This is a genomic window from Variovorax paradoxus, from assembly GCF_024734665.1.
In the GTDB taxonomy this organism is placed as follows: Bacteria; Pseudomonadota; Gammaproteobacteria; order Burkholderiales; family Burkholderiaceae_C; genus Variovorax.
On sequence record NZ_CP102931.1, the window covers coordinates 2,225,697 to 2,251,240 of the forward strand.

Annotated in this window: 29 protein-coding genes and 1 pseudogene; 21 read left to right on the forward strand and 9 right to left on the reverse strand. The window is 65.6% G+C overall.

The genetic code is table 11. The annotated features are described in order from the left end of the window. Positions 1-67: 67 nt before the first annotated feature. The 14 genes and pseudogenes from NWF24_RS10420 to NWF24_RS10485 all read left to right on the forward strand — a co-directional run. Positions 68-604 (forward strand): thiamine pyrophosphate-binding protein, encoded by a 537-nt coding sequence (locus NWF24_RS10420; RefSeq protein ID WP_258354094.1) that lies wholly within the window; start codon positions 68-70, stop codon positions 602-604. Further along, positions 604-1,200, forward strand: a complete 597-nt coding sequence (locus NWF24_RS10425; protein WP_258354095.1) for a thiamine pyrophosphate-dependent enzyme — start codon at positions 604-606, stop codon at positions 1,198-1,200. The genes NWF24_RS10420 and NWF24_RS10425 overlap by 1 nt, the downstream gene beginning before the upstream one ends. Then, positions 1,200-2,678: an aldehyde dehydrogenase gene (locus NWF24_RS10430; RefSeq protein WP_258354096.1), complete on the forward strand. Its 1,479-nt coding sequence runs from the start codon at positions 1,200-1,202 to the stop codon at positions 2,676-2,678. Before NWF24_RS10425 ends, NWF24_RS10430 begins: the two co-directional genes overlap by 1 nt. Positions 2,679-2,757: 79 nt before the next feature. Beyond that, entirely contained in the window at positions 2,758-3,528 is a 771-nt protein-coding gene (locus tag NWF24_RS10435) for a helix-turn-helix domain-containing protein (protein WP_258354097.1), read from the forward strand. Positions 3,529-3,561: 33 nt separating this feature from the next. Then, positions 3,562-4,362 carry an NAD(P)H-dependent oxidoreductase gene (locus NWF24_RS10440; RefSeq protein WP_258354098.1) on the forward strand — a complete coding sequence of 267 codons (801 nt, stop codon included), beginning with the start codon at positions 3,562-3,564 and terminating at the stop codon, positions 4,360-4,362. A gap of 6 nt (positions 4,363-4,368) precedes the next feature. Beyond that, positions 4,369-5,544 carry an NAD(P)/FAD-dependent oxidoreductase gene (locus NWF24_RS10445; protein ID WP_258354099.1) on the forward strand — a complete coding sequence of 392 codons (1,176 nt, stop codon included), beginning with the start codon at positions 4,369-4,371 and terminating at the stop codon, positions 5,542-5,544. A gap of 12 nt (positions 5,545-5,556) precedes the next feature. Beyond that, positions 5,557-6,330 (forward strand): SDR family NAD(P)-dependent oxidoreductase, encoded by a 774-nt coding sequence (locus tag NWF24_RS10450; RefSeq protein ID WP_258354100.1) that lies wholly within the window; start codon positions 5,557-5,559, stop codon positions 6,328-6,330. Between the two features lie 3 nt (positions 6,331-6,333). After that, on the forward strand, positions 6,334-6,786 hold the full coding sequence (locus tag NWF24_RS10455; RefSeq protein ID WP_258354101.1) for a VOC family protein: 453 nt from the start codon (positions 6,334-6,336) through the stop codon (positions 6,784-6,786). Positions 6,787-6,807: 21 nt separating this feature from the next. After that, positions 6,808-7,566 carry a LamB/YcsF family protein gene (locus tag NWF24_RS10460; protein ID WP_258354102.1) on the forward strand — a complete coding sequence of 253 codons (759 nt, stop codon included), beginning with the start codon at positions 6,808-6,810 and terminating at the stop codon, positions 7,564-7,566. Between the two features lie 21 nt (positions 7,567-7,587). After that, positions 7,588-8,289: a 5-oxoprolinase subunit B family protein gene (locus NWF24_RS10465; RefSeq protein ID WP_258354103.1), complete on the forward strand. Its 702-nt coding sequence runs from the start codon at positions 7,588-7,590 to the stop codon at positions 8,287-8,289. Next, positions 8,282-9,286 (forward strand): 5-oxoprolinase subunit C family protein, encoded by a 1,005-nt coding sequence (locus tag NWF24_RS10470; protein ID WP_258354104.1) that lies wholly within the window; start codon positions 8,282-8,284, stop codon positions 9,284-9,286. Before NWF24_RS10465 ends, NWF24_RS10470 begins: the two co-directional genes overlap by 8 nt. A 55-nt stretch (positions 9,287-9,341) precedes the next feature. Continuing rightward, the gene (locus NWF24_RS10475) at positions 9,342-9,596 is read left to right on the forward strand and encodes a ParD-like family protein (protein ID WP_258354105.1); all 255 of its coding nucleotides are present in this window, start codon (positions 9,342-9,344) and stop codon (positions 9,594-9,596) included. Then, positions 9,596-10,387 carry a type I methionyl aminopeptidase gene (map, locus tag NWF24_RS10480; protein ID WP_258354106.1) on the forward strand — a complete coding sequence of 264 codons (792 nt, stop codon included), beginning with the start codon at positions 9,596-9,598 and terminating at the stop codon, positions 10,385-10,387. The genes NWF24_RS10475 and map overlap by 1 nt, the downstream gene beginning before the upstream one ends. Beyond that, positions 10,335-10,985 (forward strand): annotated as a pseudogene (locus tag NWF24_RS10485) (zinc-binding dehydrogenase); the annotation flags it as partial. The gene map and the pseudogene NWF24_RS10485, both read left to right, overlap by 53 nt. A gap of 11 nt (positions 10,986-10,996) precedes the next feature. Here NWF24_RS10485 and NWF24_RS10490 read toward each other — a convergent pair. From NWF24_RS10490 to NWF24_RS10510, 5 genes are all read right to left on the reverse strand, one after another. Further along, entirely contained in the window at positions 10,997-11,911 is a 915-nt protein-coding gene (locus NWF24_RS10490) for a sensor histidine kinase (protein WP_258354107.1), read from the reverse strand. Positions 11,912-11,922: 11 nt separating this feature from the next. Further along, positions 11,923-12,231 (reverse strand): hypothetical protein, encoded by a 309-nt coding sequence (locus NWF24_RS10495; RefSeq protein WP_258354108.1) that lies wholly within the window; start codon positions 12,229-12,231, stop codon positions 11,923-11,925. Further along, positions 12,228-12,401 carry a hypothetical protein gene (locus NWF24_RS10500; protein WP_258354109.1) on the reverse strand — a complete coding sequence of 58 codons (174 nt, stop codon included), beginning with the start codon at positions 12,399-12,401 and terminating at the stop codon, positions 12,228-12,230. The genes NWF24_RS10495 and NWF24_RS10500 overlap by 4 nt, the downstream gene beginning before the upstream one ends. Before the next feature lie 93 nt (positions 12,402-12,494). Continuing rightward, complete coding sequence (locus tag NWF24_RS10505; RefSeq protein WP_258354110.1) at positions 12,495-14,351, reverse strand: sensor histidine kinase; 1,857 nt, start codon at positions 14,349-14,351, stop codon at positions 12,495-12,497. Next, entirely contained in the window at positions 14,348-14,995 is a 648-nt protein-coding gene (locus NWF24_RS10510) for a response regulator (RefSeq protein WP_258354111.1), read from the reverse strand. Before NWF24_RS10510 ends, NWF24_RS10505 begins: the two co-directional genes overlap by 4 nt. A 234-nt stretch (positions 14,996-15,229) precedes the next feature. Here NWF24_RS10510 and NWF24_RS10515 point away from each other — a divergent pair, with 234 nt between their 5' ends. Then, positions 15,230-15,739 carry a CHAP domain-containing protein gene (locus tag NWF24_RS10515; protein ID WP_258354112.1) on the forward strand — a complete coding sequence of 170 codons (510 nt, stop codon included), beginning with the start codon at positions 15,230-15,232 and terminating at the stop codon, positions 15,737-15,739. A 16-nt stretch (positions 15,740-15,755) separates the two neighbouring features. Here NWF24_RS10515 and NWF24_RS10520 read toward each other — a convergent pair whose 3' ends face one another. From NWF24_RS10520 to pip, 4 genes are all read right to left on the reverse strand, one after another. Next, positions 15,756-16,442, reverse strand: coding sequence for a Fe2+-dependent dioxygenase (locus NWF24_RS10520; protein WP_258354113.1), 687 nt, complete (start codon positions 16,440-16,442; stop codon positions 15,756-15,758). Positions 16,443-16,468: 26 nt separating this feature from the next. Beyond that, entirely contained in the window at positions 16,469-18,766 is a 2,298-nt protein-coding gene (locus NWF24_RS10525) for a TonB-dependent receptor (protein ID WP_258354114.1), read from the reverse strand. Positions 18,767-18,944: 178 nt separating this feature from the next. Beyond that, complete coding sequence (locus NWF24_RS10530) at positions 18,945-19,367, reverse strand: cupin domain-containing protein (RefSeq protein WP_093081559.1); 423 nt, start codon at positions 19,365-19,367, stop codon at positions 18,945-18,947. An 80-nt stretch (positions 19,368-19,447) separates the two neighbouring features. Next, positions 19,448-20,401 carry a prolyl aminopeptidase gene (pip, locus tag NWF24_RS10535; RefSeq protein ID WP_258354115.1) on the reverse strand — a complete coding sequence of 318 codons (954 nt, stop codon included), beginning with the start codon at positions 20,399-20,401 and terminating at the stop codon, positions 19,448-19,450. 106 nt (positions 20,402-20,507) lie between these two features. Here pip and NWF24_RS10540 point away from each other — a divergent pair, with 106 nt between their 5' ends. From NWF24_RS10540 to NWF24_RS10565, 6 genes are read left to right on the forward strand one after another with little or no spacing between them, the layout of a single operon-like run. Then, positions 20,508-20,969 (forward strand): ArsR/SmtB family transcription factor, encoded by a 462-nt coding sequence (locus tag NWF24_RS10540; RefSeq protein WP_258354116.1) that lies wholly within the window; start codon positions 20,508-20,510, stop codon positions 20,967-20,969. Beyond that, the gene (locus NWF24_RS10545) at positions 20,855-21,319 is read left to right on the forward strand and encodes an SRPBCC family protein (RefSeq protein WP_258354117.1); all 465 of its coding nucleotides are present in this window, start codon (positions 20,855-20,857) and stop codon (positions 21,317-21,319) included. The genes NWF24_RS10540 and NWF24_RS10545 overlap by 115 nt, the downstream gene beginning before the upstream one ends. Positions 21,320-21,323: 4 nt before the next feature. Continuing rightward, complete coding sequence (locus NWF24_RS10550) at positions 21,324-22,889, forward strand: MFS transporter (RefSeq protein ID WP_258354118.1); 1,566 nt, start codon at positions 21,324-21,326, stop codon at positions 22,887-22,889. A 47-nt stretch (positions 22,890-22,936) separates the two neighbouring features. Then, entirely contained in the window at positions 22,937-23,122 is a 186-nt protein-coding gene (locus tag NWF24_RS10555; protein WP_093050601.1) for a hypothetical protein, read from the forward strand. Positions 23,123-23,154: 32 nt separating this feature from the next. Continuing rightward, positions 23,155-24,267, forward strand: coding sequence for a chorismate synthase (gene aroC, locus NWF24_RS10560; protein WP_258354119.1), 1,113 nt, complete (start codon positions 23,155-23,157; stop codon positions 24,265-24,267). Between the two features lie 38 nt (positions 24,268-24,305). Then, positions 24,306-25,463, forward strand: a complete 1,158-nt coding sequence (locus tag NWF24_RS10565) for an MFS transporter (RefSeq protein WP_258354120.1) — start codon at positions 24,306-24,308, stop codon at positions 25,461-25,463. Positions 25,464-25,544: the final 81 nt, after the last annotated feature.

The window sequence follows — 25,544 nt, forward strand, 5'->3', positions numbered from 1 at the left end:
ATTTCTCCGAGGTAGCCATCAAATTCTATGATTCCTCGGCCGATCCACTCCACGCCGTCTACAGAGCATGAATCACACCCCCACACCGGCGCCTGCCTGGCAGGAGACCGTCTTCAAGGTCCTCAAGGCCGGTGGCGTCGACCAGATTGCCTACGTGCCCGACGCCGGCCATTCGCACGTCATCCGCAGCGCCATCGCCGACTCGGAAATCGAAGACATCGTCCTCACGACCGAAGAGGAGGGCGTTGCCATCGCCGCAGGCGCCTGGCTTGGCGGCAAGCGCTCTGTGCTGCTGATGCAAAGCAGCGGCGTCGGCAACTGCGTGAACATGTTCTCCCTGTTGCAGGCGGCGGACTTCCCGTTCTTCACGCTGGTCACGATGCGCGGCGAATACGCCGAGTTCAATCCGTGGCAAGGCCCGATGGGCAAGGCCACGCAGGGGGCGCTCGAACTGATGGGCATCCACGTGCTGCGCGTGTCGCATCCCGATGAAGTCGAGGAAATCGTGAGCGCGGGCTACGACGCCGCATTCGAGGCCGGCGAGAAAGTCGCCGTGCTGTTGGGGCAGAGCCTGATCGGGCGCAAGAAGTGGGAGCGCAAGTGATGAACCAGACCGCAATGAAGCCCCGCGCCGATCGCCGCGCCTTCGTGTCCAGGCTGCTGTCGTCGGTGCCGGAGGCACTGGTCGTCACGGGATTGGGCTCCGCCTCCTACGACGTGTTCGCGGCCGGTGACCGTGACCTGAACTACTACCTCTGGGGTGCGATGGGCGGTGCCGCGGCGCTCGGCCTGGGTCTTGCATTGGCCCAGCCCTCGCGTTCTGTGGTGGTGATCACTGGTGACGGCGAGCAACTCATGGGCATCGGCAGCCTTGCCACCATCGCGGCCAAGCAGCCGCGAAACCTGAGCATCGTCGTGCTGGACAACGGGCACTTCGGAGAGACCGGCATGCAGCGCAGCCACTCGAGCCTGGGGACAGACCTGGTTGCAGTTGCCAAGGGCTTCGGGATTGCCGATGCCTTCACGACGGACAGCCTGGAAGGCTCCGAGCAGGTTGCACGCCGCATTCTGGCGCGCGACGGCGTGTCTTTTGCGCAGGTGTTCATCGATGCCAACGAGCCGCCCCGGGCGCTGCCGCCGCGCGATGGTCCGTTCATCAAGAACCGGTTTCGCGCTGCGCTCGGCCTGAGGCCGTTCTGATGCGACGCTACCAACTCCGCATCGACGGGAAGTCGGTTCCGCCGCAAGGTGAAGCATGGTTCGAGAGCCAGAACCCGTATACCGGCGAGAGCTGGGCGGAGATACCGCGCGGCGATACGCGCGATGTGGATGCTGCCGTGCAGGCAGCCCATGCGGCATTGACCAGCGGTCCCTGGGCCGAGCTCACGGCCACGCAGCGCGGTGCATTGCTGCGCCGTCTCGGCGACCTGATCGCTCGCGACGCTGCCAAACTGGCCGCCACCGAGGTGCGCGACAACGGCAAGCTGCTCGCGGAGATGCAGGGGCAACTCAACTACATACCGCAGTGGTTCCACTACTACGGCGGGCTGGCCGACAAGGTGCAGGGCAGCACGCTGCCGCTCGACAAGAAGGGCTACTTCGCCTTCACCCGCCACGAGCCCGTGGGGGTCGTGGCCGCCATCACGCCCTGGAATTCGCCGCTGATGCTGCTGAGCTGGAAGGTCGCGCCTGCGCTGGCGGCAGGCTGCACCGTGGTCGTCAAGCCTTCGGAATTCACCTCCGCCTCAACGCTCGAGTTTGCGGAGCTGTTCGACGAAGCGGGTTTTCCGCCTGGCGTGTTCAACGTCGTGACCGGCTTTGGCCCGGAGGTCGGCACTCCGTTGGTCGAGCATCCATTGGTCAGCAAGATCAGCTTCACCGGATCGGACACCACAGGCCGCCTCATCAACGAGAAGGCCGGCCGGCACCTCAAGCACACGGCGATGGAGCTGGGCGGCAAGTCTCCCAACATCGTCTTTGAAGACGCCGACATCGAGCAGGCCGTGTTCGGCGCGATCTCGGGCATCTTTGCGGCCACGGGCCAGACCTGCATCGCAGGTTCCCGCTTGCTGGTGCAGGACAGCATCCATGACGCATTCGTCGAGCGCCTGCTTGCGGTGGCGCGCACCGCGCGCATGGGCGACCCGATGGACCCCCACACCCAGGTCGGCCCGGTGACCACGCCGCCCCAGTACCGGAAGGTGCTGGAGTACATCGACATCGCGCGCAGCGAGGGTGCCACGGTGGTCCTCGGTGGCGAGAAGGGCACGGCACCCGAATGCGGCAAGGGCTGGTTCGTGCAGCCCACCATCTTCACCGGCGTGCGCAACGACATGCGCATTGCGCAGGAGGAGGTGTTCGGCCCGGTGCTGTCGGTGATCCGGTTCAAGGACGAAGACGATGCACTGCGCGTCGCCAACGGGGTGCGCTTCGGGTTGGCGGCCGCCGTCTGGACCAGCGACATCGGCCGTGCCATCCGCATGTCCGAGAAATTGCAGGCCGGCACTGTCTGGGTCAACACCTACAGGGCCGTGAGCTTCATGGCGCCATTCGGCGGCTACAAGGACTCGGGGCTGGGGCGCGAGAACGGCATCGACGCCATCCGCGAGTACCTGCAGACCAAATGCGTCTGGATCAACAGCGGCGCCGTGGCCGCCAACCCTTTCGTGATGCGCTGACCCGGCCGGTTTACATTGCGGGCCTGAGCCGATCCCATCGCGAGTGGTCGCTCAGCAGGCTATCAAGCAAGGAAACCGGATGCGACTGGACGAGCAGGTACAGGGGTGGCTCACGCGAACGCCCGGGCTGGTCGAGACACTTTTCGACAGGCTGCCGGACGTGCTGTTCTACGTCAAAGACGAGCAGGGCCGCTACCTTTGGGCGAACCAGACCTTGATTGACCGCGCCGGCCTGCAGGGCGGCGAAAGCGTCGTGGGAAAGACCGCGGACCAGCTGTTCCCGGTGACCGGATTGAGCACGGTGGCGCAAGACCTCGAAGTCATCGGCAGCGGCCGTCCGATCCGTGAGCTGCTGCGCCTGTACCAGACCTACCGTGGCGACCGGTACTGGTGCCTGAGCTCCAAGTTCCCTTTGCTGGATGCCGACAACCGCATCGTCGGATTGGCCGGCTTGTCGCGTGACTTGCCCCGCCCCAACGAGCGCCACCACAGTTATCGCCGGCTGAAAAGGTTTCTGGACTTCATCGACGAGGGTCTCGATCGATCGGTCCTGATCGCCGACGCGGCGGACCATGCGTCGGTATCGATGGACACGCTCGGGCGCCTGGTGCTCGAGGTTTTCCACGTGACGCCCAAGCAGTTGCTGATGAAGAAGCGCATCGACAAGGCGTGCCAGCTGCTGGAGGAAACGCCAGCGTCCATCACGGAAGTGGCTGCGGCATGCGGGTACGCCGATCACAGCGCCTTTTCGCGCCAGTTCAAGGTGGCGACGAACATGACGCCGGCGCAGTACCGGGCTTCGCGTTTCGACTATGCAGAAAACCGCAACCAGGTGCGTCGTGCGTTCTAGCTGCGCCTGACCCTCGCGCGCAGAATTTCCGGCATGAACTGTTTGATCGTTTATGCCCACCCCGAGCCTGCATCCTTCAACGGGGCGCTGAAAGACGTCGCCATCCGCGAGCTGGAGCGCATGGGCCATACGGTCGTCGTCAGCGACCTCTACCGTATGGGCTGGAATCCGGCGCTGGGCCCCGCCGACTTCGATGGCGAACGTGCGAATGCCGACTACCTGGATCTCTCCCGGGAACAGGAGCATGCATTTGCCACCGGCGGGCAGAGCCCGGACGTGATGGCAGAGCAGGCCAAGGTCATGGCCGCCGACTTCGTGCTGCTGCAATTTCCGGTCTGGTGGTTTTCGATGCCCGCCATCCTCAAGGGATGGGTCGACCGTGTTCTCAGCCGGGGCTTTGCCTACTCGGCAGGGCGCAAATACGAAACCGGGCATTTCAAGGGCAAGCGCGCGATGCTCAGCATCACGACAGGCACGGCCTCCACGCTCTATGAGTCCAACGGCATCGACGGCGATCTTCATCATGTGCTCTGGCCCATTCACAACGGCATCCTGGGCTACACCGGATTCACCGTGCTGCCTCCCTTCGCCGCATGGATGCCTGCGCGCGTGCCGCAGCAGGAGCGGCAGTCTTACCTCGACGCGTATGCCGAGCGCTTGCGCAACCTCGACCAGGTCGAGCCGCTTTTCTTTCACCCCTGGAGCGACTACGACCATTCGCAGCGGCTCAAGCCGGGTGTTGCCGCACGGTCGGGTGTGCAGTGGAACCCGCTTGCCGGGCAGACCTTCGAGGAATCGGCCTCGGAGTTCGCGCAACGGCGAACTGCTCGTTGATCGATCATGCCGTCAGCAAATTCAGCCCGGGTCGTCATCGTTGGCGGCGCCATCATCGGCAGCTTCTGTGCCTGGTCGCTGCGCAAGGCAGGCTTCACGGGAACGATCACCGTCGTGGAGAAGGATGCCTCGTACCAGTTTTCTTCGACGGCCCTTTCTGCCGCCTCGATACGAACCCAATTCGGAACGGCCACGAACATCCAGATGAGCCTCTTCGGGGCTCACATGTTCCGCAACATCAAGGCCGTGTTCGGAGATGAAGCGGATATCGGGTATCGGGAAAAGGGCTACCTGATTCTCGGAGGCCACGATCAGGTTGCTGAGCGCATAGAGGCTGTCAGGCTGCAGCGCAGCCACGGCGCGGACATCCGGGTGCTCGATCCCGATGAACTCGGCGCGCGCTTTCCGGGCGTCAACTTCGACGACGTCGGCATTGGAACGCTGGGTGTCCAGCACGAAGGCTGGTTCGATGCCTGGAGCCTGCTCTCCGAGGTGCGCCGCGCGGCGCGCCGGCTTGGCGTCAGCTATGTGGAAACAGCAGCCAACGCGTTCAAGACGAATGGCGCGAGAGTCACCGGGGTCGAGTTGTCGAACGGAGACGCGCTTGCGTGCGATTTCTGCGTTCTGGCCGCAGGAGCGCAGTCCGGACGCCTGGCTGCGTCGTTGGGAATCGAACTGCCGGTCGTGCCGAAGAAGCGCACGGTGTTCTCCTTCAAGACGCCTTTCAGGGCGAACGATTTCCCGATGCTGTTCGACTCGAGCGGCATCTGGGTGCGGCCTGAAGGGGAGGGCTACATCGGAGGCATCCAGCCACCGGCCGAGATCGACGTGGATGCCGATGGAGACTTCGAACCTCACCACGAGTTGATGGACGAGCTGTTCTGGCCTTTGCTCGCCAGGCGCATCCCGGCCATGGAAGAGTTGCGCCTGAACCGGGCGTGGGCTGGGCACTATGAAGTCAACACGCTCGACCACAACGGCGTGGTCGGTGCTCACGATGAGCTGGGCAACCTTATCTTCGCGACGGGGTTTTCCGGCCACGGCGTCATGCACGCGCCAGCGGTCGGCCGAGGTGTGGCGGAACTGATCACGGCCGGGGAATTCCGGTCGATCGACATGACCCCATTGGGTTGGGCGCGCATCCGCACCTCGACACCATTGTTTGAATCCATCGTTTACTGAGAGGAGATCGAAATGAGGCTTGCAGGCAAAGTTGCGGTTGTGACAGGGGCTGCGCGAGGCATCGGGCGCGCGACGGCCGAGCGTCTTCTGGCCGAGGGCGCGAAGGTGGTTGTCTCCGACATCGACACAGAGACGCTGACCAGGACGGCCGGCGAGATAGGCGCGGAAGCCAACGTCTTCGCAGTGCGCACGGACGTTTCGAAAAAGAACGAGGTGGTCGACCTTGTCGAGGCGGCGGTTCAACACTTCGGTGCCATCGACATCATGGTGAACAACGCCGGCATCGCACCCGTGGTGGAGTTCCTGGACGTCACCGAAGAAATGCTCAGCCGCGTGCTGGACGTGAATCTCAAAGGGGCCTTCTACGGTACGCAGGCTGCAGGCCGCGAGATGATCGGCCGCGGCAAGGGCGGGGTGATCATCAACATGTCTTCCATCAATTCCGGACTCGCGAACCCCAACGTCGCGCCGTACGCGATTTCGAAGGGCGGCATGAACCAGGTGACCTCTACCGCGGCGGTGGCGTTTGCGCCGCACGGCATTCGGGTCGTCGGTGTCGGGCCCGGGACCATCATGACCGACATGGTTGCCGGGGCGTTTGTCCAGAGCGCGGGCAACCATGCAATCCTCTCGCGGACCCCGCTGGGCCGCTATGGCCAGCCGTCTGAAATTGCGTCGGTCGTCGCGTTCCTGGCGAGTGAAGATGCGTCGTACATCACTGGGGAAACCATGTACGTGGACGGGGGACGACGCGTTCTGAACTATGTTGTTCCAGTGAAGGGCTGATCGATGTCAAACCCGTTCAACAAGCTTCACCACATCTGCATCGTGGTGCACGACATCGACAAGGCGCAGGCCTATTACGAATCCATCGGCGTAGGCCCCTGGGCCGAGTACCCGCCTCTGTCCGAGTATGAAGAGCTGAGCGTTCCCAGCCAGGCTGGCTTTCTCGCGCTCAAGTACAGGATGTGCAACTTGCCGAACGTGCAGATCCAGCTTTGCGAGCCCAACGATGAACCGTCGCCTCAGCGCATTCATCTGGACAGCAAGGGAGAAGGCGTTTTCCACATTGGGTTCGAGGTTCCGGATGCCGATGCAGCAGAGGCGCAAGCCGGCACGCTGGGGTTGCCCGTGCTGATGCGAGGGCGTCGCACGAACCGGACGGGCTTTACCTACTACGCCTCGGCCGAGGGTGCAGGCGTGACGCTGCTCACTCGTGCAACGAATCTTCCTGGCAAGTAGAGATAAAGCGAGGACTCAAGGATGCGGATCGATCTGAATTCCGACCTGGGTGAAGGCTACGGCCCATGGGTCATGGGAAACGACGCGTTGATTCTCGACTGCGTGACCAGCGCGAACATCGCCTGCGGCGGCCATGCCGGTGATGCGGAAACGATGTACAGGACCTTGCGACTGGCCGCTGACCGCGGGGTGAAGGTCGGTGCCCATCCCGGATATGCCGACCGCGAGGGGTTCGGGCGACGCGTGATTCCGATGCAACCTGCCGAGATCGGTCGAATGGTTGCCGCGCAGGTCGGCTCTCTTGCGGCGATAGCTCGCCTGGCGGGCACTCGGGTGAGCTATGTGAAGCCGCATGGCGCACTCGGCAATCTCGCCGCGGCCGACATGGCAGTTGCCAAGGCCATTGTCTCGGTGGTCAAGACGATCGACCCCGCTCTTGCGATCCTCGCCATATCGGGTACGAGCCTGGAGCACGCCGCTCGCGAGGAGGGGCTTCAAGTCTTCTCCGAAATATTCGCCGATCGCGCGTACCTGTCTAGCGGCCATCTGATGCCGCGCAGCCAGGAGGGAGCGGTGCTGCACGATGCAAAGGAAGCAGCGAGTCGTTTGATCGGCTTCCTGAAGACCGGAAAGATGCCCGTCCTGGGCTCCGACCCGATCCCGTTGAAGGCCGAATCGATCTGCGTCCACGGCGACAACGCGGAGTCCGTCGAGATGGCCCGGCACGTCCGGATGCGATTGGAGGCCGAAGGGGTCACTCTGGTCTCGTTTCTCGACTAGCTACCGGTGCGGGGAAGTTCGATGCTGGAGCAAGGATGGCCAAAGTACGTTCCTGTCGCGGACCACTCGCTGCTGGTTTCCTTTGGCGATGCGATCACCGATCAGGCAAGTGCGACGGTGCTCGCGCTCGATCGGGCATTGGCTCATTCGCCGCCCGAGGGAATGCTTGAATGCATTCCGGCGTTTGTCAGCCTGCTGATCGACTTCGATCCTCTGGTCACGGATCACACCCGGATTCAAGAGGCTGCTAAAAACCTGCAGCAAGATCCTCCGGCCGGCCAGGTTGGAGGGGAACTGCGCGAGGTCGAGATTTGCTATGAAGAAGACTTCGCGCCCGATCTTGCAGCGGTGGCCCAGGCCTCGGGCCTTTGTATCGATGAAGTGATCAACCGTCACTTGCAGGGTGACTATCAAGTGCGCATGTATGGATTCGCTCCGGGCTACGCGTACATGTCGGGCGTGCCGAGAGAGATCCAGGTGCCGCGCAAGCCTTCGTCGCTTCGGGACATTGCAGCCGGAAGCGTGCTCATTGCGGGGCCGCAGTGTCTTGTCACGACGCTCAAGATGCCCACCGGGTGGTCGATCATCGGGAGGTCTCCCACCCGGATACTGACCCGCGATGAAAGCGCTCCCTTTCTTTTCGGCGTAGGGGACAAGGTCAGGTTCAAGCGCATCAGCCTGGCGGAGTACGAGGCACGACGAGAGATTGCCGACCATGGCTGAAGCCAGGCTGCTGGTCAGGGCCTGCGGGCCGCTGGTCTCGTACCAGGACGGCGGGCGGCCGGGCATGCTGAGGTTTGGCGTCCCCGCCTCGGGCCCCATGGATCGACTTGCACATGCCGCGGCCAATGTCGCGCTGGGATGCCCGGCGGAATCCACCACCATAGAGATCTCCATGGGAGGACTGGAAGTGGTGTGCGAATCGGGCGAAGTAACTTGCTGCGTTTCTGGAGGCGACTTTCAGGTCTGCCATTCAGGTTCCTCAAGCAAGTCCTGGTGCGTGCGAACGATCCGTTCAGGAGACGTGCTGTCGGTTCGACCCGGCAGTTGGGGAAGTTGGGCCTACCTGGCGTTCTGTGGCGAACTGGTGTGCGACCAGTGGGCGGGGCACACCGCAACGCATTCGACGTCTGGCCTTGGTGGCGGGAGCCTCGGCCCTGGTGCCGCGATCTTGCTGCGCAACGCCTGCGTTGCGGAAGAGCGGGAGGGTGATCTCCCGGTTCCTGCTTTTGCCTATTCGCGCAAGCCTGTGCGGGTTGTGCTGGGGCCGCAGACCGGCAGGTTCGAGCCCGAGGCCATGACGGCGCTTCTCAACGAGAGCTTCTCGGTCACGTCGGCCTACGACCGGATGGGCATGCGCCTCTCCGGTCCGAAGCTGGCACTGAAGGATGCCTTGTCCATCCCGTCCGAGCCGATCGTGAGAGGCTCGATACAGGTCGGGGGCGATGGCGTGGCTTCGATACTGCTGGCCGACCACCAGACCACCGGCGGATACCCAAAGATTGCCACGGTGTTGTCCTCGGATCTTGATGGCTTGTCCCAGCTTCGACCGCGCGACAGCCTGAGTTTTCAAGCCGTGGACGCATTGGAGGCGATCCGGTTGGTGCGATCGGAAGCGCCGCTGAGAAGTCGGTTCCTGAAAGAGATTGCAAGACCGTTGGGCAGTCTGCAAAGCCGGTTGATGAGAGCGAACCTGATCAGCGGATTTGTCCGGGCGTAGCGCGGGGCTATACGAGATGTATATGATGCATATACGTTTCATATGGAGATCGCCGATGGGCATTGTAAAAATTTCGGACTTGATGCACGAGAACCTGCGAGTGGCGGGGAACGCCCTCAGCAGGTCTATCAATGCACAGGCAGAGCACTGGATGCGAGTCGGCATGCTGACCGAGATGCACCCGGAGTTGGACTACCGGGAAATCTGCCAACTGTTGATACAGGCTGAACTCGCGGGGGGGCTGGACATCGCCGCGGCCGTCACAACTCAACCTAGCAAGCCCCGCGCGTCCTCGAGCGGAAAACACTGATGGCTCACGGCGTTCCCATCAAGTCCGCCGAGGAGCTCGAAATGTCGCGGCGGGCCGGCAGGCTTGCCGCAGAGGTGCTCGGCATGATCGAGCCCTACGTCGTGCCGGGGGTGAGCACGGAGACGCTCGACCGGATCTGCCACGACCACATCGTGAATGTCCAGGGTGCCATTCCAGCGAACGTGGGGTATCAGGGGTATCCGAAGACCGTTCTCACTTCCGTCAATCAGGTGGTTTGTCACGGCATCCCCTCGCCCGACAAGATTCTGAAGAAGGGCGACATCATCAACATCGATGTCGCCGTCATCAAGGACGGCTGGTTCGGTGACACCAGTCGCATGTACTTTGTCGGAGCCCCCAGTGTGTTGGCTCGGCGCCTGGTGGAGACGACGTACGAAGCAATGCTGGCCGGAATCCGGCAGGTCAAGCCTGGAGCGACTCTGGGCGATGTTGGCCATGCCATCCAGTCGGTTGCTCACCGGGAGCAATTCAGCGTGGTGCGCGAATACTGCGGACACGGCATCGGCCAGATCTACCACGATGAACCGCAAGTGCTGCACTATGGGCAGCGCGGGGAAGGGCTCAGGCTGGAGCCGGGCATGGTTTTCACCATCGAACCGATGCTCAATGCAGGCAAACGCGAAACCAGGCAATTGCCCGACGGATGGACAGTCGTGACAAAGGACCGGTCTCTGTCCGCCCAGTGGGAACACATGGTGGCTGTAACGCCCGAGGGATATGAGGTGCTTACGCCTTGGCCGGGTGGCACGGGCGGCTACGCGCCGGTTTGATACTGAGCCTGCCGCGCAGATCTTGAAGACCCGGTTCTCGCAGCGCGAAGGCAAGACATGTTCCCCGGGGGCGCGCAAAGAACACGGAGATCATGGGGCGACTCTCTCGGCGCACGCCTCACGAGATGCTCATCTCCAGCGGCGTCGTCTGAAACGCCAGCTGCCGCCAGCGACCACCCTCCCGGGCCCAGACCTGCATCACGCGCGAGTCGATGCGTACGGTGCCGCTGCCGTCCTTGCGCACGGCCACGAGCAGTTGCCGAAGCGCGATCGCGGCCTGCATGTGATCGGGACGGCCTCGACACCGGAGAAGAAAGACTTCGCACTGGCCAATGGCGCGCACGAAGTCGTCGAGAGCGACCCCCAGGGACTGACCGAGAAGGTCATGCAGCTCACGGGCGGGCGCGGCGTTGACCTGGCCTTCGACCATCTCGGAGGCGCGCACTTCATCGCCTGCCTGCGCGCCCTGGCACCGTTCGGAATGGCGGTCTCCTACAACATCGTCACCGGCCCGCCGGCCGGCGATGTGTTCGAGGAACTGCGCAAGTTGCTGGGCAAGAGCCTCGCGGTGCGTACTTTTTCGATTCACTCCATCGACGCCGATGCCACTCAACGGCGCGGGCTGATGGAGTCGGCCATTGCCCTCATGGCCGCGGGCAGCACGACGGACACCACCGTGCCCCGGCCGGGCCGCGAGCGCAGCCGAACCGTCGCGCCCTGCAGATCGGCCAGCCGCTGCACCGTGGCCAGCCCCAGACCCAGCCCGCGTCCGCGCGCGGCCGGCTGTTCGGGGGCATCGATTCTGTAGAACGCCTCGAAGACCCGTGCCTGATGCTGCTGCGCAATGCCGACCCCGGTGTCGCAGACATCGATGCGAATGCCTTCCCGATGCCGCCGCGCGCCCACGAGTACGCCGCCGCGGTGTGTGTGGCGCAGCGCGTTGCTCACCAGGTTGTTGAGGATCCGCGTGAGCATCACGCCGTCGCAGCGCGCCCATGCGCCGGTGGGGCGCACCACCAGCCGCACTCCCTGCGCCTCGGCCACGGCGCGGAAGTGATGCCGGACCTCGTCGAGCAGCGGATCGAGCGCCAGCTTGGCGCACCTGGGCGGTGTGCGGCCCGCCTCGATCTGCGTCAGATCCAGCAGCCCGGTCAACAGCCGATCGAGAAAGTCGACGGACTGGCGGATCTGTTCGATGCGCCAGTGCAACCGATCGGCGTCGAGATCGGCGCTCGACAGCGCGTTCGAGAACAGCATCAGGGCTTGCAGTGGCTGCCGCAGGTCGTGGATTGCGGCTGCGAAGAGGCAGGCCTTCGCCCGGCCGGAGGTCTCGAGCAACTGGTTCTTTCGCAAGAGCTCGGCCATGGCCTGCTCGACAGGGGGCTGAAACTCCGGCGGGGGAGCACGCACCGGGAGCGGGACGCTGTCGAAGGTGTTCCTCCGGAGGTGCAACTGCGACGTCCCCTCAACCGGCACAGGCAAGGGAAAGCCGAAGAACCGAAGCACGTGCTGAAGCGAGTTCATACAAACATCTCCTAGAGCAGTCCCCTGCGGCGCGCCGCGATCAACGCGACGGTGGCGCAGCACACGAGGTTGATGGCCGAGATCGTGACGAAGAGACCGTCGCGCACGACCCAGGCGCCGTACATCACGCCGGTGAGGTTCGCGAGCACCCAGGAGCTCCAGGTCACGAGCGAGATCGCACGCGCGCCGTCCGTGCAGTGCCAGACAGCGACGATCTGCGGCACGTAGGTAACGGCGCGCACGGAGTTGGTCGCCAGGTAGAGCCAGCTCACGATGGACATCAGCGTGGCCGAAGACTGCAGATCACCACCGGGGCTCATGTGATCGACTCCTCGGTGTGGATGGTGCCGTTCACGCCATAGGTCGATAGCTGGTCGCCGCATCCCGCCATCCAGAGGATCAGCGAGGCCAGCGCAACCACTGCGATCGCCAGCAGCCAGCGGCCGACCCTCGACAGGGTGTCGTCGGTGGGCCCGGATTGTGGGGTCATGCGCTTGTTCTCCTCTGGAATGTCATGCTTGTGCATGGGCATCCAATGTAGGAATCGCAGCGCTGCCCTGGAATACCGCCTTTGGGCCGCGCCCTAGCGTGTTTGCGGGATGGGCGCGCTCAGCACGACGCAGGTTCCATGCGCGTCCTGCCGCAGTTCGAGCGTGCCGCCGAGCTTCTCTGCACGCGCGCGCATGTTGGCGATGCCGCGCCCTTGTGTGCCAGGCGCCAGGCCGGCGCCGAGGCCGTCGTCCTGGATCTCCAGTCGCAGCAGTCCGCCGGCCTGCTGCAGCCGAAGCTCCACCTGCCTCGCGCGCGCATGCTTCACGATGTTGGTCAGCGCTTCTTGCGCGATGCGCAGTATCTGCAGCGTCGTGTGGGGCGGCACGCCCGGGGCTTCGTCGGGCATGTCGATGGTCCAGGCGGCCCGCACGCCAGCTGCTTCGAGTTCGCCTTGCCAGCGGAACAGGAAGTCGCCAAGGGCGGTGCGCAGGTCGTGATCTTCCGGCGCGAGCGCGTCCAGCGCGAGCCGCATGTCGGCGATGCAGGCGCGCAGCGACTCTTCGATCTGCAGGTGGCTCATGTCACCGCGTTCCACTCGCGACAGCGAGGTGAAGAGCTTCGAGCCGAGGCCGTCGTGGATCTCGCGCATGATGAGCTGCCGCTCCTCGGCGGCGGCGTTCTGCCGCTCCAGCGCCGCCAGACGGAGGTAATTGGCAGAGAGGCTGCGCTCCCGGTCGGCCACGCGCGACTCCAGCGATTCGTTGAGCTGCTCCAGCGAGGTGAGCGCTCTCGTGAAGCGCAGCGACAACAGCACGCCCATCGTCAGCAGCAGCAGGTTCGCGGCGTGGTGAAGCAGGAACAGGCGATGCCCCGCCCAACCCGGCAGCACGCGGTCGATGAGCGCCGCATCCCACGTAATCAGGTAGTCGTGCACGCCCGCGAGCGTTGCCAGCGTGAGAACCGTCGGCATGACAGCCGAAGCCCAGGTGCGCTCGCGCCACACGACCCAGAACGAGACGGCGATGATCCCGATGCCGATGGGTATCAGCCCGCCGCTCCAGACGCGGTTGACGAGCGGTTCGCCCGCGGAGCCGGCGAGCAGCAGCCACACCGGGCCGACCAGCCAGTACGCTGCCAGCACGCGTTCGAGCCAGCGATGGCGCAGGCCGGCGAAGCGCGTGGCGAAGAGCGCCATGACCACAACGAAGCCACCGGTGGCGGCCAGGTAGACGAGCCGCCAGAGCTGCCAGCGCTCCACCGGCACCACCTCGATCACGAAGGTCAGCGTTCGTATTCCCCAGAGCGCGGTTGCGAGTCCGAACAGCCCATAGAGCACCTCGCCCGGGCGTCGCCACCAGATGAACAGGACGAATGCAGAGACGATCAGGCAGGCCAGCACGGTGAGCTGTGGCGCGGTCCGCACCCAGAACTGGCGGCGGTCGTTCGCTTCGCTCAGCGTGACCAGCGGACCGATGTCCACGCGCGGAAAGCGCAGGCTGTGTTCCCCCAGGGCCGGCACCGCACGCACCATCAGTTCGTTGTCGCCGTCGCGCAGCAGGTTGTCGGGCAAGGGCAGCAGGTGTGGACGCTCCCACCGCACGCGCAACTGGTCCGTCGACTCCGGCACGCTGGCCACCTGTTGGCCGTTGAGCCAGACCTGCCCGCCGCCGTACAGGTAAGGCAGATAGACGGCCCAAGGCCTGGGCGATGCGCTCTCGCGCTTGAAGTCGATGCGGAACCAGGTCGGGCCCTGTGGGGCGGTAGCACCGGGCAGCGTCGCGTTTTGCCACGGAGCATCGGACGCGGGCGGCGTGAGCCCAGAGGCATCCAGGCGCAACGCGCGCTGCGGCGATGCGGATTCATTCGCCTGGTCGGCACTCCTTACGTCGGCAGCGCCGGCGATGACCAGCGCCACCAGCAGCAGGCACCGCAATCCTGGCCATGTCACAGCAGCCCCATCTGATTGGCCTCGTAGACAGCCTCCCCGCGCGAGTGCACTGCCAGCTTGCGATAGATCTTCTTGACGTGTGCCACCACGGTGTGCGGCGAAATCTCCAGGAGTTGTCCGATCGCGTCGAAGCTCAGGCCCTTGGCCGTCAGGCGCAGCAACTCCGTTTCCCGTGGTGTCAGCACCGCATCGCGCGGGCTTTCGTCACGCAGTTGGGTCATGGCCGTGCGCATCCGCGCCAGGATGCGACGCGCGATGCCGGGGCTGATGGGCGAGCCGCCCGCGTGCAGTTCATGGATGCTGGTGGCGATGCGGTCAGCGCCCGCATCCTTGAGCAGATAGCCGGTTGCGCCAGCCTCCAGCGCGGCGATCACATGCCGGTCGTCGCCGAACATGGTTACCACAAGCACGTCGCATGCCGAGTGGTGAAGAGCGACATAGCGAATCACCTCGGTGCCGTCCATGTCGGGCAGACCGAGATCGAGCAACAGCACATCGGGTGGTTGTGCCCCCAGGAGCGCCATTGCCGCGGCACCGGTCGAGACCGCCCCCGTGAGTGAAAGCTCCGGGTCGGCCAGCACGGCGTTGGAGAACCGGCGCATGAATTCCGGCTCGTCCTCGACTATCAGCACGCGGATTTTCATTCCCACTCCAGGGTATTCGGGCGCAGTGTACGACTCCATTCTTCGCCTGCGCATGCCGCCGGGCCATAGCGCCTATGCGGTATCGCCGTGCAGCGGAGTCCCGGTTATTTTCGGAAAAAGTCCCAAAGGAGCCGTATGTACCGAACTGAAGATGTCCTGACGCGTGCGCATTCAGCCTGTGGACAGGGCACTGTCTATTGGCTCGGTGAAGGAGGGCGGTCCGCAGATGCGGCATTGCCGACGAGTGCGTTGCCGGTCGGCAAGCTGTGGCCGAAGCTTCCTCTGGAGCAGCAACAGGCCCTGGAGCCATTGGCCCTGGCGGCAGGGCTCGATGTGCACGATCCGGCGCTGGTGGTGCGCGCATGCGACTGCTCAGGCTTCGTGTGCTGGGCGCTTGGCTTCGGCAGAAAAAGCAATCCCGCGCCTTATACGGACGCCGCCGGATGGATCTACACGGACAGCATCTGGGCCGACGCCATGGGCGCCGGCGTGCGCTTCGAGCGCCGTGCCCGGGCCACGCCCGGGGCGCTGGTTGTCTACCCGAAGGCGGGAAGCGGCGAGAACTACGGCCACGTGGGGCTCGTGATGGAGGCCGATGCCGATGGACGCGCTCGCCTGGTGGCGCATTGCTCGGCAGTCAATTTCAAGGTGGCGCCGTTCGACGCCATCAAGATCACCTCGCCGGAACTCTTCGAGCAGCAACCGCGCAGCATCTATGCATGGTGTCGCAGCGTCGTGGGCTGACTTGCTGTCAAGGAGCTCAGGTATCGCTCCACTTGCGAAGCAGGTTGTGATACGCGCCCACCAGCGTGCGGCGTGCCGATTCGTCGGCGCCGCTCTGGTTGAGGCGCTGGATCGCGTTGTCCATGTCGAACAGCAATGCGCGGTCGCCTGCGTCGCGCACGAGGCTCTGCACCCAGAAGAAACACGCGAGCCGCACGCCGCGCGTGATGGGCGTGACCTGGTGCAGGCTGGTGGCGGGGTAGAGCACCATGTCGCCGGCCGCGAGCTTCACGGTCTGCATGCCGTGCGTGTCTTCCATCTGCAGCTCGCCGCCGTCGTAGCTGTCGGCGTCCGACAGAAAGAGCGTGGCCGATAGGTCGGTGCGCAGCTTGCGGCCGGTGCGCGGGTCGATGCGCACGCCGCCGTCCACGTGCAGGCCGAAGCGCATGCCTTCGCTGTAGCGGTTGAACATCGGCGGGTACAGCAGGTTGGGCAGCGCCGCGCTGATGAAGGTCGGGTGGCGCTCCAGTGCGCTCGCCACGATGGCCTGGCATTCGTGCGCCACCACCGAGCCTTCGTCGATCTGCTGGTTGAACTTGACCGGCGCGCCCTGGTGGCCCGCGGTGACGCGGCCATCGACCCAGGCGTCGCCGGCCGCATCGAGGCGCGCGCGAACCGCCGCGAGCGCTTCGCTGTCGAGGACGCCGGGAATGCAGACCAGCATGTTGTGTCGAATGCTCCTGGGGAAACTCAGAGCCTGTAGGTGAGCGACAGCGTGGCGGCGCGGCCCGAGCCAGGCACCGCACGGCCGCCGTCCGAAGGGATCAGCGCGTCGTAGTAATGGCGGTTGGCCAGGTTGAACAGGTTCAGCCGGATGTCGTACTTGGGCTGATGGTAAGCCACCATCGCGTCGAGCCGGGCATAGCCGCCGACCTGTACGAGGTCGGTGTTGTTGGCGAAGCGCTTGGCGCTGTAGGTGGTGCCGCCGCCGATCTCCCACTCGGGCGTGATCGCGTAGGTGGCCCACAGGCTGGCCGCGTCCTTCGGCGTGTTGGCGGGCACCTTGCCGAGCGTGCCGGGCGCGATACCGTCGATGATGGTCGCGTCCAGGTGCGTGTAGGCGCCGAACAGCTGCAGCTTGTCGGTCACGCGGCCCGCGACGCCGGCGCGTGCGCCGTTCACGCGCACCGTGCCGGTCGCGCTGTAGGTGCCGTCGCTGTTCTGCGAGCGTGCATTGGTCTGCGTGATCTGGAAGGCGGCTGCGGTCAGCGAGAGGTTGCCGTCGTTCAGGTCCCACTTGCCGCCGACTTCATAGGCCTTGTTCTTCTGCGGCGGCAGCGGCTGCGTGCTGCCCGTGGTGGCCACCAGCTGTTCGAGCGAGGGGTTGAACGATGTGCTGTACGACACGTAGTACGACTGCTCGGGCGTCGGTTGCCAGATGGCGCCGGCGCGCACGCTGGTGAAGTCGACGGTCTGGCTTTCGGAGGCGAGCGTGGTCGCGGTCGGAATGCTGTTGTAGATGCTCGCGCGGTAGTGGTCTTGCCGCACGCCGGCCACCAGCTTCCACTGCGGGCTCAGCTCGATGGTGTCGTTCACGTAGCCGGCAACGGTCGTCGCACTCGCGGTGGCCAGGTTGCCGGGCAGCGAGGGCGCGCTGCTCGGCGTGTTGCCCTGGTACGGCGCGAGCAGCGGCGAGCAGGTGGCATAGCCGCTGGTGCCGCCCGCCGGGTTCAGCGCCACGCCGGCGCAGGTGCCGTTGCGGTAGTAGGCCTGGTTGTCGTAGGTGTCGTGGCCCAGCTCCAGGCCGGCGAGCAGCGTGTGCTTGATCGAGCCGGTGGTGAACTTGGTGTTGAGCTCGGTCAGGTTGAACAGCGACTTGTCGTGGATCGTGCGGTCGTGGCTTTGCTGGCGCACCCACAGGCTGCTCAGCGGCAGCGACGAGAACGCGGCGGCCGGCACGGCCGTGGTGCCGGTAGAGAAGGGCGTGAACACGCCCTTGGCCGACAGCGTGCCGATGCTCTGCGGCGCGGTCTCGCGCGCATCGGTGGTCACGTCGTTGTACTGGGTCTGGTTGCGGATCGAGGTGTCGGGCGTGAGCTTGTGCTGCACCACCGCGCTGAAGGCCTGGATGTCGGAGATCGTGCGGTCGTCGCTGAAGCCGTAGGCCGTGTCGCGGTCGACCTTCACGGGGTGGCCGTTGAGCGGCGGTACGCCGTAGTCGGGCTGGTCGCGGTTGTGCTGCACCAGCGCCGAGAGCGTGACCTGCGTCGGCGTGTTGATGCCGAACTTCAGCGAGGCGTCGAGACCGAAGTCTTTCAGCTTGGTCTGCTCGCGCGTGCTGGCGTCGCCTTGCTGGCCCATGGCCGCGATGCGGAAGGCCGAGGTGTCGGACAGCGGGCGGTTGATGTCGATGGTCGATCGCACGAGGCCCGTGGTGCTCGCCGACACAGAGACCTCGCCCGCGGGCGTGAGCGACGGCTTCTTCGTGACCTGGTTGATCACGCCGCCGGTGGAGCCGCGCCCGAACAGCATCGACGACGGGCCCATCAGCACCTCGACCGATTCGAGCGCGAAGGTGTCGCGGTAGTACTGGGCGCGGTCGCGGGCGCCGTCCAAGTAGATGTCGGTGCGCGCAGAGAAGCCGTTGAGATTGATGTTCGTGCCGATCTGCCCGCCCTCGGCGCCGCCGATCGTCAGGCCCGGCACGTTGCGCAGCGCGCTCGCGAGCGAGGTCGCGCCCTGGGACTGCATCACCGCCTGGTTGATGACGGTGACGGACTGCGGCGCATCGCGCAGGTCGGCTGGCAGGCGGTTGAGCGAAGACGGGTTGGCGCCGAAGCCGGTCTTGTCCTGTGCGCCCTGGACCTGCACTTCGCGCAGCGTGGCCGGGACGGAGGTGCCGGGTGCGGGCGTAGCGGACGGCGTGGAAGCCGCGGGCTGCGTGGCTTGCTGCTGGGCGAATGCGGTGGGGAGGGACGAAGCGCACAGGCCGATCAGGGCGAGTGCGATGGGCGTGCGGCGACGCATAGGGCGAGTGGAGCGGGTCATCGTGAGTGCCTTGGGGACGATGCAAACGAAAGCAGCATCGGCCGGCATTCTGGCTGCGAATGACTCTTGTTTGAAGCATTCCTCGCCGGGTGTTTGGCCGAGGAGACAGCCTCCTGTCTTTACGTGCGAGGTCAGGTGGAAGGCAGGTTTCTTCAGTGGGCCTGCCGCCTGCGCTGACTTACTTCCAGGGCGTAGGCGCCGGAATCTCGCACACCGGCTCCACGTCGATGCTCTTGAAGTCCGCTGGCGAGACGATTTCCAGGTACTCCATGTCGGGCGAGTAGTCGAACAGGAAGTGCCGGATGCCCGGGCGCTGGTGCACCACGTCGCCGGCCTCGACCAGCGTTTCCTTGTCCTCGTACATGAAGCGGGCCCAGCCCTTGACCATGATCACGATCTGGAAGTCCGCCTCGTGGCGGTGCCAGCCGGTGCCCGTTTCCGGTGCCATGTTGGCCTTGACCAGATGCGCGATCACCTTGCCGTTGGTGGCTTCGGCGATGCCCAGGTCGCGATAGAGAAAAAAGTCACGCAAACCACCCGATACGAACTCTGTGTCGCCGGGCTTCACGTGGGAGAACTGGGTGGCGGTACGGTCCAGCATGGGGCGCTCCTTCGCAGGTGGTTGTGTGGTGCGGTGCAGCACGCATAAAGCGTTCCCGGGGGCTGGCGACGGGCCCGGATTCAGCGGCCAGCGAAACCGTCGGTCGCACGCAGCAGCCGGTCGAGGATGCCGGGCTCCGAATAGGCATGCCCTGCGCCCTCGACCAGATGGAACGCGGCTTCGGGCCAGGCCTTGTGCAGCGCCCAGGCGTAGCGCGCGGGGCAGGGCATGTCGTAGCGGCCGTGCACGATCACGCCGGGAATACCGTGCAGCCGGTGCGCGTCGCGCAGCAACTGGCCTTCTTCGAGCCAGGCGTCGTGCACGAAGTAGTGGTTTTCCAGCCGCGCGAAAGCCAGCGCGAAATGGTCGTCGGCATGCGCTTCGGCAATCGCCGGGCTCGGCAGCAGGGTGATGGTTTCGGCCTCCCACACGCTCCAGGCGCGCGCCGCCTCGATGCGCGCTACCGGATCGTCGCCGGTGAGTCGCTTGCGGTAGGCCGCGATCATGTCGCCGCGCTCGGCCTCGGGAATGGGAGCCTGGAACTTCTCCCACTTGTCGGGGAACATCTCCGACACGCCGAACTGGTAGTACCACTGGAGCTCTGCCCGGGTCACGGTATAGATCCCGCGCAGCACCAGTTCGCTCACGCGCTCGGGGTGCTTCTGCGCGTAGGCGAGCGCGAGCGTCGACCCCCACGAACCGCCGAACACCAGCCACCGGTCGACGCCGGCGCGCTCGCGCAGGCGCTCGATGTCGGCGACCAGATGCCATGTGGTGTTGGCCTCCAGGCCGGCGTGCGGCACAGACCGGCCGCAGCCGCGCTGGTCGAACAGCATCAGGTCGTAGCGCGCCGGATCGAACAGCCGCCGGTGTTCAGGCGAGATGCCGCCGCCAGGGCCGCCATGCAGGAACACCGCGGGCTTGGCGCCGGGCGTGCCCGCGCGCTCGTAGTAGATCTGGTGGCCGTCGCCCACGTCGAGCATGCCGTTTTCGTACGGTTCGATTGGGGGATACGGTTGGCGCAGTTCGGTCATTGGAGGGGGCCTTTGCCTGTCGATGATTCAGGATGAATGGTCGCACGAAGGGGCTTTCCGGAAGCGCTGCTTGACGGGCCTGCAGGCCTTCCAGATACTCAACCGCATGGTTCACTCAGCTGCTCATCCGGACGCCGACGCCCTCGACGCGGTCTTCGCCGCGCTCTCCGATTCCACGCGGCGCACGGTGCTCGAAACCCTGGGCGAGCGCAGCCTCAGCGTGACCGAGTTGGCCGAGCCGCACGGCATGTCGCTCACAGGCTTCATGAAGCACCTGCGCGTGCTTGAAGACGCGGGCCTCATCTCTCGCACGAAAGAAGGCCGCATCGTGCGCTGCGAGCTGTCGCCCCGGCCCATGCAGGAGGCTGCCGTGTGGTTGTCTCGTTACGAGAAATTCTGGACCGGGCGCCTCGATGCACTGGCGCGCTTTCTCTATCACCAGGAGGAGACCGAATGGCAAACCCTTCCGCCCGAGACGCCGCCGAGCGCCCCTCGCTCACCCTCCGCCGGCACTACCGCGTCGCGCCCGACAAAGTCTGGCGCGCGTGGACCGAGCCGCAAGCGCTGAAGCTCTGGTTCGGGCCCGAGGAAATCGTCTCGGTGCCCATCGCCGAGGTCGACCTGCGCGTGGGTGGCCGTTTTCGCGTGGCCATGCTGGCCAACGACGGCGAGACGCATGACGTGAGCGGCACGTATCTCGAAGTGGTTCCGAACCGCAAACTGGTCTTCAGCTGGGCCTGGCGCAGCACGCCCGAGCGCGAGTCGCGCGTCACCGTGCGCATCGAGCCCGATGCCGAAGGCTGCGAACTGGTGCTGCTGCACGAGCAGTTCTTCGACGAAGCCGCGCGCGATGCCCACAACCACGGCTGGAGCGGCGCGCTCGTCAAGCTGGAGCGCTGGCTAAGCCTCGCTGCCTGAAAAAATGAAGAACACACCAGCCCCGGACCGCGCCACGGTGCGCGAATGGACCGGCCTGGCGGTCATCGCGCTGCCGTGCATGCTCTATTCGATGGACCTCACGGTGCTGAACCTCGCGATCCCGTCGATCAGCGAAGACCTCAAACCCACGGCCTCGCAGCTGCTGTGGATCGTCGACATCTACGGCTTCTTCGTGGCCGGCCTGCTGGTCACCATGGGCACGCTGGGCGATCGCATCGGCCGGCGTCGGCTGCTGCTGATCGGTGCGGCGGCATTCGGCATCGCCTCGGTGCTGGCGGCGTTCTCCACCAGCGCCAACATGCTCATCGCCACCCGGGCGCTTCTAGGCGTGGCGGGGGCGACGCTGGCGCCGTCCACGCTCTCGCTGATACGCAATATGTTCCTCGACCCGGGGCAGCGCACCGTGGCCATCGGCGTGTGGATTTCGAGCTACTCAGCCGGTGCCGTCATCGGCCCGGTGCTGGGCGGCGTGCTGCTGCAGTTCTTTCCATGGGGCTCGGTGTTCCTGATCGGCGTGCCGGTGATGGTGCTGCTGCTGGTGCTCGGGCCCTTGCTGTTGCCCGAGTACCGCGACCCCGACGCGGCCCGGCTCGACCTGGCCAGCGTTGCGCTGTCGCTGGGCGCGGTGCTGCCGATGATCTACGGCGTCAAGCAGATCGCGGAGCACGGCATGCATGCGATACCGGTGCTGTCGATCGTGCTGGGGCTGGTGCTTGGAGCGCTGTTCGTGCGCCGGCAGAAGCGGCTGGCCGACCCGATGATCGACCTGCGGCTGTTCAGCCTGCCGGCCTTCAGCGTTTCGCTCGGCTCCTACATGCTGGCCTGCTTCGTGATGTTCGGCATCTTTCTGTACAACGCCCAGTACCTGCAGCTGGTGCTCGGCTTGTCGCCGTTGCATGCGGGCCTGTGGAGCATGCCGGGCGCAGGGGCTTTCATCGTCGGCTCGATGGTCGTGCCGGCGCTGGCGCGGCGCATGCGACCGGCCTTCGTGATGGGCGGCGGGCTGGCAGTGGCGGCGCTGGCTTTCGGCATGCTGGCCGTGCTGCCCGCGCAGGATGGGCTGGCCTGGATGGTGGGCAGCGCGGTCATCTCCTCGCTCGGGTTGGCCCCGGTGTTCACGCTGGCGACCGATCTGGTGGTGGGCAGCGCGCCGCCGGAGCGCGCGGGCGTGGCCTCGGCGATCTCCGAGACCAGTTCGGAATTCGGCGGTGCGCTGGGCATCGCGATCCTCGGCAGCATCGGCGCGGCCATCTACCGCAACACCATGGCCGATGCCGTGCCGATGGGTCTTGCGGGCCCAGCCGAGGTAGAAGCCGCCCGCAGCACGCTGGGCGGCGCGGTTGTGCTGGCCGGGCAGCTTGGCGGGAGCGCGGGCGCTGAACTGCTCGACGCGGGCCGCGAGGCCTTGCTGCATGGCCTGCGCCTCACGGCCGGTATCTGTGCGGCGGTATTGCTGTTCGTAGGCGGGCTGGTGGCCGTGCGCCTGCGCGGCGCGGGAGGTGCGGTAGCACCCGAAACCCCGGGTGCCGCCGCATTGCCGGAGCGTTGACGAAACCCCATACTGGGGCTTCCACGACGCGATCACTGGAGCCTTCCATGAGCAACGAACTGCGCAAGAAGCTGCATGACCTGGCCGAACTCTGCGAAAACGCCCCCGACCCGCAGACCAAGGCCATCATCGAGGCGATCCGGCTCCAGACTGCGGTGCTGAACGAACGGCTCTTCTCCATCGAGCTGCAGGTGGGCGCGCTGACCAAGCGCCTGGAAAACACGACCGACTGAGGGGCGGCCGCTTTGTAGGGATAATCCCCGCCATGAGCGGCAACACCTTCGGAACACTCTTCGCGGTCACCAATTTCGGCGAGTCGCATGGCCCGGCCATCGGCTGCGTCATCGACGGCTGCCCCCCGGGCATGGAACTCAGCGAGGCCGATATCCAGGGCGACCTCGATCGCCGGCGCCCCGGCACCAGCCGCCACGTCACTCAACGCAACGAGCCCGACGCGGTGCAGATCCTGTCGGGCGTGTACGAGGGCAAGACCACCGGCACCCCCATCGCACTGCTGATCCAGAACACCGACCAGCGCAGCAAGGACTACGGGCAGATCGCCCAGCAGTTCCGCCCCGGCCACGCCGACTTCACCTACTGGAAGAAATACGGCATTCGCGACCCGCGCGGCGGCGGGCGCTCTTCGGCACGGCTGACCGCCCCAATGGTCGCGGCCGGCGCGGTCGCCAAGAAGTGGCTGGCCGAGAAGTACGGCATGGTGTTCCGCGGCTGCATGACGCAGATCGGCGAAATCGCCATTCCGTTCGAGAACTGGGAGCACGTGCCCAACAATCCCTTCTTCGCCCCCATCGCCGACGTGAGCGCGCTGGAAACCTACATGGACCGCTTGCGCAAGGCCGGCGATTCGTGCGGCGCGCGCATCCGCGTGACTGCCACCAACGTGCCGATCGGCCTCGGCGAGCCGCTGTTCGACAAGCTCGACGCCGAGATCGCCTACGCGATGATGGGAATCAACGCGGTGAAGGCGGTCGAGATCGGCGCCGGCTGGGACAGCGTCACCCAGCGCGGCACCACGCACGGCGACTCGATCACGCCAACCGGCTTCGTCACGAACAACGCGGGCGGCATCCTCGGCGGCATCAGCTCGGGGCAAGACCTCGAAGTGAGCATCGCGATCAAGCCCACCAGCTCGATCATCAGCCCGCGTCAGTCCATCGACATCAACAACAACCCCGTCGAAGTCGTCACCAAGGGCCGCCACGACCCGTGCGTCGGCATTCGCGCGACGCCCATCGCCGAGGCGATGCTGGCGCTGGTGGTCATGGAGCACGTGCTGCGCAACCGCGCGCAGTGCGGCGACGTGCAGGCGCAAGCCGGCAAGTCCGAGGCCGCGTCGCCGCAGGCGTCCTTCCTGTAGTGTCCGCCCCGCCACCAGTGGCCGCCGCACGCGGCCACATGCTGGCATTTGCTGGTCTGTCGGCCAGCTATTTCGCGCACATCGGGTTCTTCAACCCGTACCTGCCCCTGTGGCTCAAGGATTTGGGGCTGCCGATCTTCACCATCAGCCTGCTGGCCTCGGTGCAGTCGATCACACGGGTGTTCGCGCCCTATGCCTGGGGCGCGCTCAGCGACCACACGGGCCAGCGCGTGAAGCTGCTGCGCTTCAGCGCGGCGGTGGCGCTGCTCAGCTCCTTCGGGCTGTGGTGGCACGGCGGCGCCTGGTGGCTCGCGCTGGTGCTGCTCGTGATGTTCACCCACACCAGCTCGATGATGTCGCTCACCGAAGCCGCCATGGCACAGCTGGTGGCCGGCGACTGGGGGCGCTACGGGCGCATCCGGCTGTGCGGCTCGGCCGGATTCCTGCTCACGGTGTTCGTGGCGGGCGAGTGGTTCGAGCGCTTCGGCATGAAGCACTTTCCGGCCTGGGCCGCGGGCACGCTGGCCATCGTGCTGATCGCGACGATGAAGCTGCCCGACGTGCGCGAGCCGCCAGCGGCGCACGACGCAGTGAAGGAGCCTATCGGGCCTGTGCTGCGCAACCCGGCGGTGCAGTGGTTCTTCGCGGCGCTGTTCTTCCAGGTGATGTCGCACTTCTCGGTGTACGCCTTCTTCTCGCTGTACCTCGATTCGATCGGCTACGGCAAGAGCACCATCGGTCTGCTGTGGGCGCTGTCGGTGGTGGCGGAAATCGTGTGGTTCTTCTTGCAGGGCCGGCTCATCGGCCTGATGCCGATGCCGCGCTGGATGCTGGTGTGCGGCATTGCGGCCGTCGCGCGGCTGGGGCTGACCGCAGGGCTGGGCGGCTGGATTGCGGCGCTCGTCGTGGCGCAGTGGCTGCATGCACTGAGCTTCGCGGCGCATCACACGACCTGCATCGCGGTGGTGTCGCGCCGCTTTCCCGGTCATCTGCGCGGGCGGGGGCAGGCGCTGTTCACGGTGATCGGCTATGGCTTCGGCGGCGTGCTGGGCGTGTTGCTCGGCGGCGCGGTCGCGCAGGTCTTTGGCTATCGCACGATGTTCACGGCGGCGGCGCTGCTGGCTGTGCTTGGCAGCCTTTGTGCGTGGCGAGTGGTGAGGCTGGATCGGATGGAGCGCGCGGCCAGTAAGAAGTAGGGCCTGACGGGGAAACAATGTGTCATGGGCCTTGCATGCGCATGTCACCGCAGCTTTCTACGCTGCGAGCTTCGCAATTTC

Coding starts and splice junctions, on each gene's coding strand:
- NWF24_RS10420 (WP_258354094.1), top strand. CDS start 68: ATGAATCACACCCCCACACCGGCGCCTGCCTGGCAGGAGACCGTCTTC.
- NWF24_RS10425 (WP_258354095.1), top strand. CDS start 604: ATGAACCAGACCGCAATGAAGCCCCGCGCCGATCGCCGCGCCTTCGTG.
- NWF24_RS10430 (WP_258354096.1), top strand. CDS start 1,200: ATGCGACGCTACCAACTCCGCATCGACGGGAAGTCGGTTCCGCCGCAA.
- NWF24_RS10435 (WP_258354097.1), top strand. CDS start 2,758: ATGCGACTGGACGAGCAGGTACAGGGGTGGCTCACGCGAACGCCCGGG.
- NWF24_RS10440 (WP_258354098.1), top strand. CDS start 3,562: ATGAACTGTTTGATCGTTTATGCCCACCCCGAGCCTGCATCCTTCAAC.
- NWF24_RS10445 (WP_258354099.1), top strand. CDS start 4,369: ATGCCGTCAGCAAATTCAGCCCGGGTCGTCATCGTTGGCGGCGCCATC.
- NWF24_RS10450 (WP_258354100.1), top strand. CDS start 5,557: ATGAGGCTTGCAGGCAAAGTTGCGGTTGTGACAGGGGCTGCGCGAGGC.
- NWF24_RS10455 (WP_258354101.1), top strand. CDS start 6,334: ATGTCAAACCCGTTCAACAAGCTTCACCACATCTGCATCGTGGTGCAC.
- NWF24_RS10460 (WP_258354102.1), top strand. CDS start 6,808: ATGCGGATCGATCTGAATTCCGACCTGGGTGAAGGCTACGGCCCATGG.
- NWF24_RS10465 (WP_258354103.1), top strand. CDS start 7,588: ATGCTGGAGCAAGGATGGCCAAAGTACGTTCCTGTCGCGGACCACTCG.
- NWF24_RS10470 (WP_258354104.1), top strand. CDS start 8,282: ATGGCTGAAGCCAGGCTGCTGGTCAGGGCCTGCGGGCCGCTGGTCTCG.
- NWF24_RS10475 (WP_258354105.1), top strand. CDS start 9,342: ATGGGCATTGTAAAAATTTCGGACTTGATGCACGAGAACCTGCGAGTG.
- map (WP_258354106.1), top strand. CDS start 9,596: ATGGCTCACGGCGTTCCCATCAAGTCCGCCGAGGAGCTCGAAATGTCG.
- NWF24_RS10490 (WP_258354107.1), bottom strand. CDS start 11,911: ATGAACTCGCTTCAGCACGTGCTTCGGTTCTTCGGCTTTCCCTTGCCT.
- NWF24_RS10495 (WP_258354108.1), bottom strand. CDS start 12,231: ATGAGCCCCGGTGGTGATCTGCAGTCTTCGGCCACGCTGATGTCCATC.
- NWF24_RS10500 (WP_258354109.1), bottom strand. CDS start 12,401: ATGACCCCACAATCCGGGCCCACCGACGACACCCTGTCGAGGGTCGGC.
- NWF24_RS10510 (WP_258354111.1), bottom strand. CDS start 14,995: ATGAAAATCCGCGTGCTGATAGTCGAGGACGAGCCGGAATTCATGCGC.
- NWF24_RS10520 (WP_258354113.1), bottom strand. CDS start 16,442: ATGCTGGTCTGCATTCCCGGCGTCCTCGACAGCGAAGCGCTCGCGGCG.
- NWF24_RS10525 (WP_258354114.1), bottom strand. CDS start 18,766: ATGACCCGCTCCACTCGCCCTATGCGTCGCCGCACGCCCATCGCACTC.
- NWF24_RS10530 (WP_093081559.1), bottom strand. CDS start 19,367: ATGCTGGACCGTACCGCCACCCAGTTCTCCCACGTGAAGCCCGGCGAC.
- pip (WP_258354115.1), bottom strand. CDS start 20,401: ATGACCGAACTGCGCCAACCGTATCCCCCAATCGAACCGTACGAAAAC.
- NWF24_RS10540 (WP_258354116.1), top strand. CDS start 20,508: ATGGTTCACTCAGCTGCTCATCCGGACGCCGACGCCCTCGACGCGGTC.
- NWF24_RS10545 (WP_258354117.1), top strand. CDS start 20,855: ATGGCAAACCCTTCCGCCCGAGACGCCGCCGAGCGCCCCTCGCTCACC.
- NWF24_RS10550 (WP_258354118.1), top strand. CDS start 21,324: ATGAAGAACACACCAGCCCCGGACCGCGCCACGGTGCGCGAATGGACC.
- NWF24_RS10555 (WP_093050601.1), top strand. CDS start 22,937: ATGAGCAACGAACTGCGCAAGAAGCTGCATGACCTGGCCGAACTCTGC.
- aroC (WP_258354119.1), top strand. CDS start 23,155: ATGAGCGGCAACACCTTCGGAACACTCTTCGCGGTCACCAATTTCGGC.
- NWF24_RS10565 (WP_258354120.1), top strand. CDS start 24,306: ATGCTGGCATTTGCTGGTCTGTCGGCCAGCTATTTCGCGCACATCGGG.